Origin of the sequence: Massilibacillus massiliensis (genome assembly GCF_900086705.1) — a bacterium.
Classification (GTDB): Bacteria; Bacillota; Negativicutes; order FLKF01; family FLKF01; genus Massilibacillus; species Massilibacillus massiliensis.
In genome coordinates this window covers 3,766,433-3,782,800 of the sequence record NZ_LT575483.1, presented here as the reverse complement: position 1 = coordinate 3,782,800, position 16,368 = coordinate 3,766,433, and the positions used below count along the sequence as shown (strand labels likewise).

The 16,368-nt window shown below is 34.4% G+C and carries 7 protein-coding genes and 2 pseudogenes; 2 read left to right on the top strand and 7 right to left on the bottom strand.

The annotated features are described in order from the left end of the window. Window positions 1-356: 356 nt before the first annotated feature. On the top strand, window positions 357-956 hold the full coding sequence (locus BN6559_RS18080; protein ID WP_110956035.1) for a hypothetical protein: 600 nt from the start codon (window positions 357-359) through the stop codon (window positions 954-956). Between the two features lie 285 nt (window positions 957-1,241). Here BN6559_RS18080 and BN6559_RS18075 read toward each other — a convergent pair whose 3' ends face one another. From BN6559_RS18075 to rlmD, 5 genes and pseudogenes are all read right to left on the bottom strand, one after another. Beyond that, window positions 1,242-3,152, bottom strand: coding sequence for a UvrD-helicase domain-containing protein (locus tag BN6559_RS18075; protein ID WP_110956034.1), 1,911 nt, complete (start codon window positions 3,150-3,152; stop codon window positions 1,242-1,244). A 2-nt stretch (window positions 3,153-3,154) separates the two neighbouring features. Beyond that, window positions 3,155-5,179: an ATP-dependent nuclease gene (locus BN6559_RS18070; protein WP_110956033.1), complete on the bottom strand. Its 2,025-nt coding sequence runs from the start codon at window positions 5,177-5,179 to the stop codon at window positions 3,155-3,157. Window positions 5,180-5,306: 127 nt separating this feature from the next. Continuing rightward, window positions 5,307-6,689, bottom strand: coding sequence for a hypothetical protein (locus BN6559_RS18065; RefSeq protein WP_110956032.1), 1,383 nt, complete (start codon window positions 6,687-6,689; stop codon window positions 5,307-5,309). Window positions 6,690-6,700: 11 nt separating this feature from the next. After that, complete coding sequence (locus BN6559_RS18060; RefSeq protein WP_110956031.1) at window positions 6,701-9,934, bottom strand: AAA domain-containing protein; 3,234 nt, start codon at window positions 9,932-9,934, stop codon at window positions 6,701-6,703. Between the two features lie 738 nt (window positions 9,935-10,672). After that, a pseudogene (gene rlmD / locus BN6559_RS18055) lies at window positions 10,673-11,113 on the bottom strand (23S rRNA (uracil(1939)-C(5))-methyltransferase RlmD); the annotation flags it as partial. 133 nt (window positions 11,114-11,246) lie between these two features. Between rlmD and BN6559_RS18050 the strand changes: the two are divergent. After that, a complete protein-coding gene (locus BN6559_RS18050; RefSeq protein WP_199884130.1) occupies window positions 11,247-12,710 on the top strand; it encodes an IS1182 family transposase in 1,464 nt (487 codons plus the stop codon). A 74-nt stretch (window positions 12,711-12,784) separates the two neighbouring features. Here BN6559_RS18050 and BN6559_RS18045 read toward each other — a convergent pair. Further along, window positions 12,785-14,022 (bottom strand): annotated as a pseudogene (locus tag BN6559_RS18045) (IS256 family transposase). Between the two features lie 383 nt (window positions 14,023-14,405). Further along, the gene (locus BN6559_RS18040) at window positions 14,406-16,124 is read right to left on the bottom strand and encodes a DUF262 domain-containing protein (protein WP_110956028.1); all 1,719 of its coding nucleotides are present in this window, start codon (window positions 16,122-16,124) and stop codon (window positions 14,406-14,408) included. Window positions 16,125-16,368: the final 244 nt, after the last annotated feature.

Here is a 16,368-nt window from a genome sequence, read left to right as displayed (position 1 = left end):
ATAAAAGATACCCTATCGAGGAAAACTGGATTGGAGAATACGTAGGTAATACATTTTTTGCATATGAGGAAATTCTTATTTTGACCAACTACACTATAATTTTTCCAAGTGCTACTATCAAACAGCAGGCAATCAATTTTCTCCCTAAAAAAGTGTGAAGCCTATGAATGAGACAAACACAACCTTGTTGCTTTTTATTATTTTCGTGATACCTCTACAAAAAAAGTAAAGCGCCCCAATAATTCAAAATAATACAAAAAGAACTATCACTCAGTCTATAAATTGTTGAATCACCATATTTTTATGGTATAATATTTTTAAATACATATAATTATATAATAACATGGAAGGTAGGTATGAATATGAAACGTATTTTTGATAGCGAAAAAGGTATTGATATGCTCATTAACGAATATACACGAAAATCAGGCGTAAAAATCGGAAAGTTGTTCAACAATGCCATTTATCACTGGTTTTTTCCAACGGCAGAGCCTCTACGATTAGAAGCTAGTTTTATCCTACAACAGGAAGAAGCTGGGCAGCTCGACCAATGGACGATAAAGCAAAGCATATCCCGAGGTGTTACGTGGCTAGGTAAATACCCAGTTGAAAATTGTACTATTCTAAGGAGCATTCTTTTACATTTCACTTGTACACCTTGGTCAGTAACACAAGAAGATAATCGAAACGACTATGTAAGAGAAATGTTCAGTCAGGCAGAAGCCAAATTAAAAGAATGTGACTCAAATTACAATTATTGTAATACATGTCTGGGCAACTTTGGAGAAGATATTTGCGACCATTGGGACAAGGTTTGGAATGAAAAAATTATGTATGATGTTATCTCTTATATCGCTTTTGGAGAAGAAGTTCAAAAAGAGTTTACATGGTATGAGGCAATCTCTATCTTGCAAGAAATTGAAATTGTGGCAAACGAAAAATATGGTGTAAAATAAGACATATATATTTTTTCAAATTGATTTTTGGGCCAAAGAACTGTACCCTAATACCGACGATTTCAGTGGATTGATACAAGACTGAGGTCAAAAGAGAAAATTAGAAAATCTATTATAATCAGTCTGACACTGCTTTAAACTGAATAGGCGCTAGCTGAGCACAACATGACTCTAAAAGGACGATTCTGGTGATTCACAGCTTAATTGTTTAAGCAAAAACTAATCATTAGAACCGTCCTTTTATTTCTTGATATTAGCCTCTTAGCAACGAAATGGTTGAATCATTCATACCTGACTATCCCCTCTATATTCAACTACTTCTACACCAGCACTCGTTAACAGATCATACAGCGTTCCAATGCTTTGATGCTCTTGTTGAGTATTTCCTCGCCGCGTCTGCCTGCGATCACAAAACGTGAAATAAACTTTCTTCTTAGCCCTAGATAAAGCAACAAAAAATGCACATGTATCTTCATGGGTTTGCGTACGAAAACTCCAGAAAGCGCCATCTTCCAGGCCAATAAATACGACTATATCGTATTCAAGACCTTTGCTTTTATGGATTGTCATAATTGGAATAGTATTTTTCCCAACGAAATTGTCTATTGTCTGCGCCCATTCACATGAAACACGGTAACCATCAGAGAGAATTACAGAAGCCTTATTAAGTAGGTTTTCGTACCAGCGATCTCTTTTATATTGTGGAAATTGGCTCTTAATAGCACTCTCACCCATGAAACTGACAATCAGACTTAATATATACCGTATCACTGCGGAAGAACAGGTTTCCATTGTAATATTGCCGAGTTCATCCCTAAGTGTCTGAAGAAAAGCAGCCAACTGTATCTCAATCTCTATACTTTTTCCTGTCTTTTCCTCATGTTGGCAACCACGAAGTTCTAATAATAAATCAACAGTCGCCTGCCAGTCTGCGGGCATGCGTTCCGTGGTCACCAGTCTTAAAAACTGCAAAATGATCTGGATCAAAGGTTCTGCTAACAAGTCTTGCATATCAGACTCTACCCGGGATTTTTGACCGACAAGACTTAATTGATTAATTACTTCTCTTGCATAAACATCGACCTGTTGCTTTGCTAAAATCACTATTTTTCTTGGGTCTACATGATCAAGAGATATCCATTCATAAATCTGCCTGGCTAGCACCTCTGCTTCCTGTATATGACTATCAAACAAATAAATTTCACATATCCCATCATTTGCTTCCCACCCCTCAGCCGCTACGGCTGGAACTGCTTCAGGGTCAAGATGTTGAAAAAGTGCTGCTTGAATATTCACTAGCACAGGTGCAGATCGATGATTTTTTATTAAGTCTAACCTTTGAGCTTGAAAGTCATTACAGTACGTTGAGAATACATTAGGTAAGGCTCCCGCCCACCCCATAATTCTTTGTTTGGTATCACCAACAGCCGTAAAAACCGCCTGTGAATTATGGAAGGCAGTTTTTAATAAGTCATATTGAATGTATGTAGTATCCTGAAATTCGTCCAAAAATACATGGCTATACGTCATTTGCAATGCCTTAACAAGCAAAGGATTTTGCGTTAGCAGATACTCAGCTAAACGGCTGATCATTGGGAAAGTTAACCGTGAGGAATCAGGACTACGCAGCCACTTTTGCCATATTTCCCTTATAGCCCACTGCTCTAAAGTAGTGTTATTATTCAACGGCAGCTTTCTAACGCAAATATTATTTAATACCCTTTGAGCTTGTATTTCATAGATATTACGACCAGACCAAGTAGGCGGTAAAACGAGCTCGTGAATTGCTTCTTGCATCTGATCTCTGGTTGGAAAAATGATCTCGTAATTTCTTGAAGGTTTATAGTCTATTGGCAGTGCATTTAAAAACTTATCAAGTAATGACTTTGCAAAAGCGTCAAAGGTATAGGAATCGAAACGCTGTGCCAGCGCCTTACCGCAGCGCTTTTCAACCCGCTCTGCCAAATTAGTGGCCGCATCTTTTTTAAAACTGATTGCCAGAATTCGTTTTGGTGGTTTGCAGGTATTCGTCTGAAGTAAAAAACAAGCTCGTTGGGCAAGCAGTTCCGTCTTCCCGGCCCCCGGGCCAGCAACCACTACCGCATTAAAATTACTACGAACAGCGGCCTCCGCATTCGGCTCAAGAATAATACCATCGGATGGAATCCAGCTTTCGGGACTTATTGGCGTTGACATTTTTAACGCCTCCCAAGTTTATTGACGACAGTATTCATTAATGCCGTAATAGGTTCAGGCAGATTGCATTCTAGCGACCAGTCCTCTATTTCTTTTAACGCAAGCAAATGAGTTACTGGCTTCCCACGACCAAGGAACAAGTAATTATACCAAATAAACAGTTCCTTATCTTCCGCACTGTATGTATAACCAGTACATTTTTCATTCTTCAAAGTTGCCTTTATCGCCGTGTTTATTTTCTCTAAAAATGCCGGTTCTGTCCTGTTAGGAATTCTAGGACCGGTCCCTTCCGTAGCACTCTGATAGATTGTCGGAAATGTTGAAAGCATCATAAAATCAATATCCAAGGGCGTTGAGAAAAATACCCCATATTTCCGTAACCATTTTACAAACTTATCCATTAATTCTAAACGTTCTGGGTCCAATGGCCATAAATGCATTCCTTCTAAGTCTTCATTCGTAAAAGCAATTGTACTCCCATCTTCAAATTCAGTATTAGTCAACTCTGTTATGGGAACACCAACTTCATTGAGTTGCTTTATCGCATACTTAATCCGGCCCCATCCACCTCCATCTCTTTCCCTATCCAGGTCAAGAATTGTGAGATGCGGAATGTTAAGCTGACTTAAAAGACGCCAGAAATGGTTAACATGCCGTCCCCCTAACGGTACTATTGAAATAAAACTTCGGTCGATAGGAGTGTTCATAACTTCAAGAGTCTTTGCCAGAATTAATTCTTCACTATCTCCTTCGCCTAAAATTACAAGCTTCGCGAAATACAACTCCGGATACGCTTTGACTGCCTCTTTAATATATTTGAACGCTTCTGATATAGCTGGAGGGAGTGTGATGGTTTTAACACAAGTTCGCATTTGCGGATTCAACATTCGGAAATAGAGAATATTTTCAGGTTCCACGCGTTGTAACACTGCAGGCGTATGTGACGATATGATCACTTGTGCATTAGACTGGCTGGAAACATTTTTTAGCAAGCCAATCACCCGGCCAAGAAGATGAGGGGCCAAATGGTTTTCCGGCTCTTCAAGAGCCATGATCGTTAATACAGGTATGGAGGTACAGTCAATTTCAATCCCTGATTCGGCTGTCATACTTGTATAATCAGCTTCTAATTTCAACAAAGCTGAAACTAGCGCAATATAAAACAAGGAACGTAGACCATCACCCAATTGATCAATTGTATAGCTTTTTTCCTCAGGAGTAGGCCGAAAGTAAACTTCAACCCTCTTTAATACTTTTTCTAACTCCGTTGCCGAGAAACCAAGCCCTGCATCCGAGTATTTGATATCATCGTGAAACTCTTTCCACTGAGCTTTTATTAAATTTTCGACAGTTTGAACCCCAGGCTGACTGGTAAAGAGTCCATTGACTTCTTCACTTTTTGCTTTTAGTGTATCGGTAAGATCAGAAGTCCATTTTACTGCCTTAAAAAAACGATATAAAATTGTGCCTGAGTCATGTTTTAACTGAGTTCGCGGATCACGCATGGCAGGAACATAAAAGGCTTGGATTAGCGAGCGCTGATGAGGTTTGACCGGTATTCTATTCTCATCAGTAATAGTCTCACCTTCAGCAACCGTAATGAATTCAAGTTTAGGATCAATATCACCGTCAGGCGTGTTGCCTCGCTGCCAAGTTGCCGAAAGCCTGATCCTAACATATGGGGCTTGTCCTTGTCCGTTAACAACCATTTGATGAAATAATTGAGGAATGCATCCCATTCCTGATCCAGCTGTATTTTGCAATTCAGCAAATTCTATTACTGCTTCAAGATAAAGTGCAGCCTCAGTAAGATCTTCCGGATTGACTCCAGGCGGAACATGAAAATCGGCACGCACGAGTTCGCGGTCTTTTGCATATACACCAAAAAGTTTTATTAGTGCCTGCATAGCTGTGGTCTTTCCTGCGCTATTATTGCCAATAAGGATAGACATATCTTTCAAAGGAATAATGGTTTCTTCTTCTCCAAAGGACCGAAAATTAGACACCTTGAGCTTCGTAATTTGCATTTACATACACCTCTAACTTTCTACTGCTCTTCTTACTTTAAAAATAGCCCTAAACAACAATGATTAGCACAATCCCTTACCACCACTAAACGGATTATCCGCTATGGCTTATACCTAACCTTTATCTCTAGAACTTTTTTTGATGATTGTTTATATTGTTTGTGGGCTGCAATATTTTCTTAAGATCATACTCTTCTTGAATTTCCTCTACCCAAGGTTTTAATTTACTTTTATCAAAATCAACAATAGGAACTTTATAGCATATCGGCTTTTCAAACATATAAACAATTTCTTCTTTTACCTCTATTATTAAAGCTTGATCAAAGCATATGATAGTTTTATCAACACTATCACTTGGAATAATGAATAGATTCTTATTTGGTTTTTTACCCAAAAAGTGTTTTATAGTTTCCATTGCATGAAATTCTTTTTTATCATATAAGATGACTACTTTTTTCTTTTCCGAAATTCTTTCTATTTCACTAAAAACTTCAGGATTTAACATGCTATTTATTCTATTAGTATAAATAAACAAACGATCAAATCTAAATTCATCACTATGAGTGAAATAATCAATATACTCTTTATCAACCAATGCGTAACGTCTATTCCCAAATAAACTAAGATCAACGTCGGCTACATTAGCTTTATCATACAACTCGGCCTTTACCTTTTTCGCCACATCATTAAGTGCTTGATCTAACTGACTCGGATAAGCTGATAGTTTCTTTACAAAATCTCGGCTTTTTTCAAAGAAATTTTCTAAACATGGATGAATTTCACCTTTGAGTTGCCTATATAAACAGTTTGAGTATGTATCATTAGCATCTGTCGTAAATTGAATTTGAAGCTCCACTGAATCATCACTTTTATAAAGAACTACTTCATTTGCAAGATATACTAACTTCCGATATGAAATATCTACTATTTTATACAGCTCTTTCGTAATTCCCTTTCTTCCATACGCGCTGTCGTTTTCTTGCTGTACTTGATACACTTGATTAATAGAAGAATAATTCGTATCTAAAAATGATTTATTAACAGCAATCTCTTCTGCTAAACATACCGATGATTTTCCAGCACTTGCTGTTTTAACATTGCTACCATCACTAATCTCTCCTGTAATCAGATTCACCATTACTTTGTTTAAATTTTTCCTTTTTATTTCGATTAATTTTTTAGATTTTAATACTTCTTTTCCTTTTTTGGTGATTCCTAAAATATTTGCAGATACACTAATATAGTCTCCTGAAACCATATCCACAACAGCTTCCTTTACCGTATCAAAAGAAACACCAAGAATACGAGCAATCGAACTTATTTCTTTCACTTCTATTTCAACTAACTTAAGAATTGTTTCAAAAAATAGGTTTAGTTCCGAAATATCATGAATTAAACATTCTATTCCAATTTCCATATGGGGAATTAAAATTTCTTGTGTTTTGATGCAAAAAAAACCATTAACTTCCTTAGGTATTTGACTCTTAATTGTATTTAATATTTTCTCCACAGCCACACCCCCTAAATTTCTGAGATTCTACATGAGTCATTTTCCATAATATAATTAATAATTTCCGGAAATTTATTTTGAGAAATTTTACTATTATTTAGAAACTTATGATCACCAACTATAATGAGCAACGATTGGGCCCTAGAAAATGCTACATTAAGCCTTGCTTCTGATTTAAGAAAACCAATTTTATATGGATTTTCGCTACTTCTTACAGTTGAATAAATAATAATTTCTTTTTGGCTCCCTTGAAAAGCATCTACTGTATCGACTTCAATATGTAAGTTTTGGTACCTTTGCTGCTTGATCATATTAGCTAATGCATACTTTTGTGCACTATACGCAGTAATTACAGCTACTTTAGCAGTTTTATTTAGTGATCTGTCCAAATAAGCCAATTTTTCTTTTATTATCATTACTTCTAAATCATTTCGATAAGTCTGCCTCGGTTCAACCCCTTGTCTTTTTTCAAATTTTTCTTTCGATGGCCTAGTAGATGTACTTAACCACTCAATCGCAATATCAGAATATTCAGGAATACCCGTTAACCTTTTTTCTCTTTCCACACCATTTTGAATATCATTATCATAAAAAATTTTACTAATTAAAGCACCAATAATTGGATGCATTCGATACTGTACGGTTAATCTATGTTTATTTTCTTCCGGAAATATTTCATACAGCCTTTCAAACATTCCCATTGATAAAGTTTGTATGTCAAGGACATCTTTATTTTTATTAATAATATCAGTATCTAAAACAGGCGGAAGTTGTTTGTGATCTCCAACCATAATAATTTTATCTGCTTTATTAAAAGATACTGCTAGCTCAGGGAACGTGGCTTTAGCAGCTTCATCAATAATCAGATAATCAAATTCCGCATTTTTTATAACTCTATTCGATATAAACCCTGTACAGGTTCCAGCAATAATAGTTGTGGTTTTTATAATATATAAATCCACTTCTTCACATTGAGGTAATTGTTCCATCCATTGTCGCTGTATTTCTAAAGTTTGTCTTAACTTTTCTTTTGTTATTGTTTGAGTCTTACTTTTCAGGTTGGTAATAATCTCTTTATCAATTTTTTCACTTTCAAAATCTACAATCTGCATTTTCTCGTATTCCGCATAATACGCATCGAATTCTTCTTCACTAATCTGCAAATTATTGCATATATCAGCAGAAACTTCTATACACTTTTTTCTAACATTATTTATCCATTTTTCTTTCACATAGTTTATTCCATACTCTTCTCGAATATCTTCATTTAATTTTTCATCTCGTCCAATTCTTATAAGGTTGGGGCGTGTATTAGATTGTTCTATTAAATCATCGAGCATTTTATCAACAGCAGGATGTGATTGTGATACTAATAATATTTTTTTCTCTGGAAGCTCCGGATTTCTATCATTTTCATGTAATATCTGTCGAATAATTTCAATAATAACATTAGTTTTACCAGTTCCAGGAGGTCCTTGAATAAGCGAAAGCGATTCTGAATTTAAGACTTTCTTTACAGAAGCCCGCTGAGACATATCCAATCTATCATTGAAAAATTTAAAATTATCTTCAAGAATTTTAACACCTGGATTTTCCACACCAGAAATAATCCTTTTTAGATTAAATGGACACGAATAATCTTCTTTTTCAATCGTATCAAGGGCATCCATTTGCCGTTGTACATTTGCCATATCCTTCCTGTAATCTAAACATATGGAACCTTTATAGGGCAGCCGCGGTTGCTTTTTATCAAAGCGTATTTTAAGTACTACGTGATCTCGATCAAAATAATCATCTTCATAATGACCAATAACCTGCAGGCTAACTTTCTTTTTTCCTCTAGAAGGTTTTTCATATACAAATAAATGTTCTTTAGTTAATGGTTCGTCTCCTAAAAATACACTTTTACTCAATGAAAATGTTAATATCCCGTCCTTCGAAATAACCGATTCATACGAAAATCTTATTATGTTTTTTTCTATACTTTTTTTTGTTAAATCAAGAAGTTCTCTCCATGCACCATATTTTGATCTATATTCAGAGTCAACATTATTCTTCGACATATATTCATCATAATAGTCGTCGATAATATTTTTCACTTCAATGTTGTTATTTCTACTTTGACGATGAATCCATTTCGGATCAACAACTTGAACTTTCGCTGTAATTTCTGCAAATTTATTTTTTTTGCTTTCTCTTTGAATTGGGACAAGCTTTCTAAAAGCGCATACATTAAATGCATTTAAATCGGCATTATAAATACATTCCATTAAATAGTTTAACCCTAAAAATTGGTATATATCATTATTGTTTTTAAATGCATAAAGTTCAGTAAAATTTTGACTGATATACTCCGTGTCTGTAAATCTAGCACGTTGCGGGAGCAAATTCTGCTTTTTCAAATAACTAAATTTTTCAGAATCCATTGTAATATTAATCTGTTGATTTATATCTAAAAATCTGCTAAATAAATTTGAAAGGTCACTTTTTAAATCAAAAATATCTTTATACCGTTCTTCTGGATTTTCAAAAACTATTTTTTTAAGAACAGACTTTAAATCGATATCAATTCCAGATGTTTTATCTAACACATTTTGAAAATCACTTGCAAGTGGAGGCTCATTTCCAGTAAATAAATAATACGCGACAGCACCAATTGAGTATAAGTCGCTTTTTTCTGTAGCATTTTCACTATGTAAATGAACTTCTGGAGCTGAATATAGATTTGTGCCCATTTTATAAACTGTCGAACAACTTACCATTTCTTTAATCTTACATATTCCAAAATCGATTACCTTAACTTCTTTTTGATCCGTTATCATAATATTATTAGGATTGATATCCCTATGAATTATTCCATTTGAATGAGCTACTTCAATAGCAGTCAAAAGCTGATTAAGAATATTAAACTTATCTTTAGAAGATAACTTTATTAAATTTGTTTTAAATAAAGTTTCACCAAAAATACGTTCTAAAAATATACATCCTACCCTTTCATTTGTAGTCCTTACTTTCATATTTTTATGTGAGAGTATTTTTACAATCTTGGAACAATTATTCAATTTATATAAAGCTTGAACTTCTCTTGTAAATATAGCTTGATATAGCGGTTGATCTATACCAAATATTGTCTTCCTCACGAAATAATTTTCTGCATTTTCTTCCTGCATTAAATCTACTCTTGAATTTGTTTCTCCTCTATCACTAAGCACTCTTATTAGTTTTAAAGAATCATAATTAGCCATAGTACTCCCCCATATCCAACTAGTTCACATCATCTTATTTATTCAAATATATTGTAAGCTCAATAACATCTCAAAAAACTATTTTTTATAGAAATACAAAAGCAATCCTTAACAACATAATTTTAAAAATCTATTTTGATTCTCCAAAACGCCTATCCGAATTTTGAGTTCATTATCATCCTTGCAAAATCTACTTTTAAATAAAGTTCCTTTTTTCCAACAAATTAAATTTCTTTATCTCGCTTCTTTTGTTTTTGTACATGATAAAAATCACTTAATCAGCTTCTGTTGGTGTTTCAAATCCACTATCAGCCAGCTATCTAATCACATAGAAGATAATTATTTGTAAAACCCGATAACCGTTCCAATATCAATCATTGAATTATAATAGTTTGAGCTAATTGAGGGCTTTTATAACAAAATCACTCTTACCTATTCCTCCACCACAAACGATAATGATTAAAGCATATTTTCTTTTTCATTCATATTGTCACAATTTGTTTAAAATCTCAGGCATCTTATTTTTATTTTGTATATATACAAAGTAACGACGTTATTATATAAATTTTTTATATTAAAAAAGTATAATCCACCTATAAAATTCCATACAAAGACAGAAATTCCTTTAAAAGTCCTATATTTTCCTTAAAAGGATATTAGCTAAAACAAAAAATCCGCCTAGAAATATATCTATAGGCGAATTCTTAACTTACTTCTATGAAATTATTACTACTTTTCCTATTTCTTTTCTAACAACGCCACACACTCAATATGACTTGTCTCACTAAACATATCGACTGGCTGTATCTCTTTAGCTACATATCCAAATTCCGCTAATATCGCGATATCTCTTGCCAGTGATGCTGGGTTGCAGGATACGTAGACGATGTGTCTTGGGGTCATGTGGGCGAAGTTTTCTAAGACGGCTTTGTCACAGCCGGCGCGGGGTGGGTCTACGACGATGACATCGGGGTGAATGCCTAGTTTATATAGTTCGGGCATTACGTCGGTTGCATCGCCTACGAGGAACTCGGTGTTGGTTACATTATTGTTTTCGGCATTTTTATTGGCATCTTTAATTGCGGCTTCGATGATTTCGATACCGTATACTTTTTTCGCTTTCTTTGCTAAGAATAGGGTAATCATACCTGTCCCACAATAGGTGTCGATTACGGTTTCTTTTGTCCATTAATTGTAGACAAAAGGAACTGCACTGCACACCGTCAGACTGTGTGAAAAGTCGTATAAATAAATACACAAAACAACAAATATGATAAAATATAGATATAAATTTGCAAAAGAAGGTGGATTTATGAACTATATAAAAGGTCAAGATAGAATACAAGGACTACTATTCCCCGAAAGTTTAGATGATTATATTGGAGAAGATAATGCCGTTCGAGTAATAGAAGCATATGTAGAACAACTCGATATGGTCAAACTTAACTTTAAGAAAGCAATTTGTTCTGCCACGGGAAGACCACCATACAATCCTAAAGACCTTCTGAAACTTTATATCTATGGATACCTTAATCGAGTACGCTCATCTAGAAGACTTGAACATGAATCCATAAGAAATATTGAAGTCATATGGCTTTTAAAGAAATTAAAGCCTGATTTTAAAACAATCGCAGATTTTAGAAAAGATAATAAAAAAGCCTTAAAATTGATCTTTAGAGAGTTTAATAAACTCTGTGATAATTGGGGTTTATTTGGCAAAGAACTCGTTGCGATTGATGGAACAAAAATTCGTGCTTGTAATTCAAAACGAAACAACTTTAACAGCAAAAAGCTCGAAAAAAATATAAAATATATTGATGAAAAAATAGAGAAGTATTTACAAGAATTAGACGAAACAGATCTAGCTGAAACTTGTGATAAAAAACCTACAGATCAAGAAATAAAGAAAAAAGTTCAAGAACTTAAGAATCGCAAAGAAAAATATGAAAGTTACCAAGATAAATTACATAAAACCGGCAACAATGAAATTTCCACCACTGATCCCGATGCACGACTTATGTGCAATAACAATAATAATGTAGATGTAAGTTACAATGTACAGACAACAGTAGATGCAAAACACAAATTAGTTGCAGATTTTAAAACAACACAGCATCCAAATGATTTAGGAGAACTAGATAATATGTCGCTCAGAGCAAAAAAGTTATTTGGTGGAAAGGATTTTGAAGTTTTAGCCGACAAAGGCTATTATAAAGCGAGTGACTTAAAAAAATGCGTAGAAAAAGGAATAACCCCTTATGTAGCTAAGCAAACCTACTCCAATGGGACGGGCGATAAAGAATTTTACACGGACAAATTTCAATATGATAAAGAGCAGAATATCTATATTTGCCCAGCAGGTAAAGAACTTTATTTAGGAAGAAAACGTACACAAAAAGATAAAGGTGTTTATGGGTACGAATACAAAAATTATGAAGCCTGCCAAAACTGTGAATACAAGGAACGATGTACAAAAAGTAAAAAAGGGCGAACACTCTGTCGCCATGTTGACCAAGATTTTTTAGATACAATAAATTTAGGAATGGAATTAAACAAAGAAAAATACAAACAAAGGCAAATGATTGTAGAACATCCATTTGGCACGATAAAAAGAAGCTGGGGAGCCTACTATTTTCTCACGAAAAGAAAGGCTTCAGTCAGTGCAGAGATCTCTTTGACTTTTTTAGCGTATAACTTAAAACGAGTAATGAATATACTTGGAATTGGGGAATTATTGAAAATGTTAAAAGAAAAGCAGCAAATAGTACTAGAATAAAGGTACTGTTTGCTGCTTTTGTTATACCATTTAAAGGGAAATAAAGGGAGTGTCAAGAATTTTGTGTAACAAGATTAAAAGTGTTGTTCATATTTTTGAAAAATCGGCTGAATCCTAGTATCAATTGAAAGTTGGTTTCGAACCATAGACCAATTGAGAACTGGGCGATCATGCCATTTTTATAAAGTTCTGTAACTCGTAAATACAATACTTTCAGTATGGCGTTTTCATTTGGAAACGCTCCTTTTTTTGTCACTTTTCGGAAACTTGAATTCACGCTTTCTATGGCATTTGTTGTGTACATAATCTTTCGCACTGCACTACCGTAATTAAAAAGCTGCTCTATATGTGAGAAATTCCGTTCCCATACGCTAACGGCTCCAGGATAGTTTGCCCACGCCACTTTAAATCGCTCAAATTCCGCAATTGCCGCTTTTAAACTTGAAGCTCCATATACTTTCTTTAACTGGGCTGTAAATCCCTTATAGTCCTTACTTGGAACATATTTTATAGAATTTCTTATTAAATGCACGATACATCTCTGTACATTTACGTCTTTAAATATTGCTTTAGCTCCATCTTCTAATCCGCTCAATCCATCCATACAGATGAATCCGATATCTTGTATTCCTCTAGCCTTGAGCTCATCGAAGATTTGCATCCAGGTATGCTTACTTTCATTTTCATTGATCCATAATCCTAAGATATCTTTATGACCATCCATGTTGTACCCAAGAATCGTATAAACTGCGCAACTCTTAACTTCATAATCTTTTCGAATTGTCACGTACATGCAGTCGACAAAAACAAATGGATAGAATGGATTTAAGGGACGTTTTTGCCATTGATCGAGCTCTTCTAATATTTTATCTGTGATGATTGAAATTTGTTCATGAGATATTTCAAAACCATAGATATCTTCAATCGTTGCGGCTATATCTCGTTGACTGAGTCCACGCGCATACATCGCTAAAACTTTTTGCTCAATGTCAGATACATTGGTTTTATGTTTGGGTATAATTTGTGGCTTAAAAGTCGCTTGACGATCACGCGGAACATCAATTGGAATAGAACCCAAAGAACTTTTAAGAGTTTTTTGTGAATACCCATTACGACGATTTGAGGATTCTTTTTCACCACGATCATTACTTGAATAACCAAGATGGTGATCTAATTCACCTTTTAGCATTGCTTGGAACATCGGTCCGAAAATATCTTTTAAGGCATTTTGCATATCTTCGACAGATTTTGGTTGATATTTTGCAATAATTTCTTGGGCAAGCTGTTCTTGTTCAGAGTTTTTTCTAGCCATTTTTTCGTCCTTTTCGTGTTTAATATTTTTTATTATCCAATATTAAAATAATCTGTGCAAGTTTTATACTTACACAGATTATTTTACACTCCCGAAATAAAGGCTTTGATGATGGAAAATCTGGTATTTCGACTTTAGGAAAATAAGTGGTAATTGTGTTTTCACACAGTCTGCCGTCACTCAGTCTCTAAAGAACATTCGTGTTTCACCTAAATCATTGGCGACCTTTCCATAACGTTCAACCGCTGCATTATAATTGTCGATTGCATTTTTTCTTAACTTTGCATTAAACATGTGATTACCTTCCCTCATAGCTTATTACCGTAGTAGAGTTTTAATCTCCTTTGCTCGAGCCAAACTTAAGAGCCTTACCTATATACCATTTAAAGCAATATTGCTTTAAATGCATCGCTCATTAATTTTTGTCGCTTATCTATAAAATCTTCAAAGTGAGATAGTTCAAAAGAAGAATCACTCGGCATATATTTAGCATTCTCACTATTAGCTATAACCTTAATCCAATCTACTAAAGGTGTCGCATTTTTCCTCTCATTCTCGCGCCCTTCTAATAATTGTAGATTCGCCAATGTATTTCTTCTGCGCCTCCATTCATCTTTTCTAACATCATCAATAACTGAGCCATCAGGAAGCTTAAGGCTTGCAATCTTACTTTCTTCAAAACCAGCATATGGATGCATGTGATCTTGATGAAACCCTTTCTGGCTGTATTTTAAATTTGGATAAAGTAAGGATAATAACATAAACGTATATGCACCAATTTCATATGTATCAAACATTGCATCTATTTCTTCAGAGGTATAGCGCAATGTTCTTTCACCGGTAAAGCGTACATTTAGCAAATTACCCATCTTAAACGAATCTTTTGGAGCTGCTTTCAAAGCTTCTCGTATACTTGTAAGGGCTGAGTTTGTAGCAGCACCAAACACCTGTCTTACCTGCGATATAACTATATACTTTCTTAACTCAGACTTACTTTCATCATCAAAATTTCCACTTTTAAAACGATAATAAACCATTGGCGATATAGCCACATAGGATATAATATTTTCTGAATTAAATCCAAATTCATTAAGTAAATCTACTGTGTCCTTAATAGCTTTACGAATGTTTTCCCAATTGATTTTTATCTTCAATACGCTTTCCTTCTTGAATGTCTCAACTTTAAGAGTAACGGACATATCAAGGACATATAGGCATGTACGCATAATAAAATCATTGGAAAACTTATACCCTTCACCAATCTTATTAATTTCTGCAAGTAGTTTATCTATTTCATCTCTAGCTTTGTCCCAATGCGAAACAATGGTAGAGAACAACAAATCACTCTTCGATAAAACTGTACCACCAGAATTAACACGAACGAATATATCGAGTACACTGTCGATAGAGTCTGTTTGAACTTCAAAATAGTTAATTATTTCGTCACCAACAAGTCTGGTATGCAATAAAGATATATTTTTCATTGCAACTTTATCCGAAGCCCAGCCGTTTGGAATAATTAAATCTGTTACAAGCTCATCCTGAGAATACTTTAATATATCTTTAACCAAATACCATAGCTTATCATCTTTTTGCTTTTTAGCTTCTTCTCGTGTCAGAAATTTAAACTCGTAAGAAATATCTTCTTCATCAGTTCTCTGACTATGTAGGTCTAAATACAATTCTTTTATAGGGAATGCATCATCATTTTTCCAACGTTTGTTTGGTAACTTCCTACTCATACTACCTTGCAAAGCTATATATAGCGAGGTTAATCTCTGCTGACCATCAAGAACAGCCCATATTGGTTCCTCATTACTTCCAATAGGAAATGGCTGTGGAGCAGATGGATTTTTATAGACATCTCTTTCATGAAAATCCTTTATAAACTCGTACATTGAATACTCTTTTTTATTAATGATTGACTTTCTAACCTTCCAGAAAAGAAAGGTTCCTATCGGATAGCCAAGCATGATAGAATCCATTAACCGTGTTATTTGATCATCATCCCATACATATTTTCTTTGTATTGCCGGAAGATAAATCTTGCGACTATTTATTTCTTCGATTACAGCTCTTATATTTTTCTTCTCATATGCCATAAGTTTCTCTCCAATTTCCCTTTATTTTGTTTTTTCTTTCCGTAGTTCTTCGGGAAGTAATCCTTCCCAAGTTGCCAAACATACTGATCAATTAACTTCAAGTTATATTTATCTAAGCCATAACAAGGTGATGGTTCTGTTTGTCTAAAATTTTATACTAAACAAAATATATCTTAATCTATAATTTTCCATACAAAGACAAAAACTCCTTCAAAAGTCCTATATTTTTCTTAGAAGCATACTA

What these genes read in the sequence shown, in the direction of transcription:
- BN6559_RS18080 (WP_110956035.1), top strand. Translation starts at nt 357, where the DNA reads ATGAATATGAAACGTATTTTTGATAGCGAAAAAGGTATTGATATGCTC.
- BN6559_RS18075 (WP_110956034.1), bottom strand. Translation starts at nt 3,152, where the DNA reads ATGTCAACGCCAATAAGTCCCGAAAGCTGGATTCCATCCGATGGTATT.
- BN6559_RS18070 (WP_110956033.1), bottom strand. Translation starts at nt 5,179, where the DNA reads ATGCAAATTACGAAGCTCAAGGTGTCTAATTTTCGGTCCTTTGGAGAA.
- BN6559_RS18060 (WP_110956031.1), bottom strand. Translation starts at nt 9,934, where the DNA reads ATGGCTAATTATGATTCTTTAAAACTAATAAGAGTGCTTAGTGATAGA.
- BN6559_RS18050 (WP_199884130.1), top strand. Translation starts at nt 11,247, where the DNA reads ATGAACTATATAAAAGGTCAAGATAGAATACAAGGACTACTATTCCCC.
- BN6559_RS18040 (WP_110956028.1), bottom strand. Translation starts at nt 16,124, where the DNA reads ATGGCATATGAGAAGAAAAATATAAGAGCTGTAATCGAAGAAATAAAT.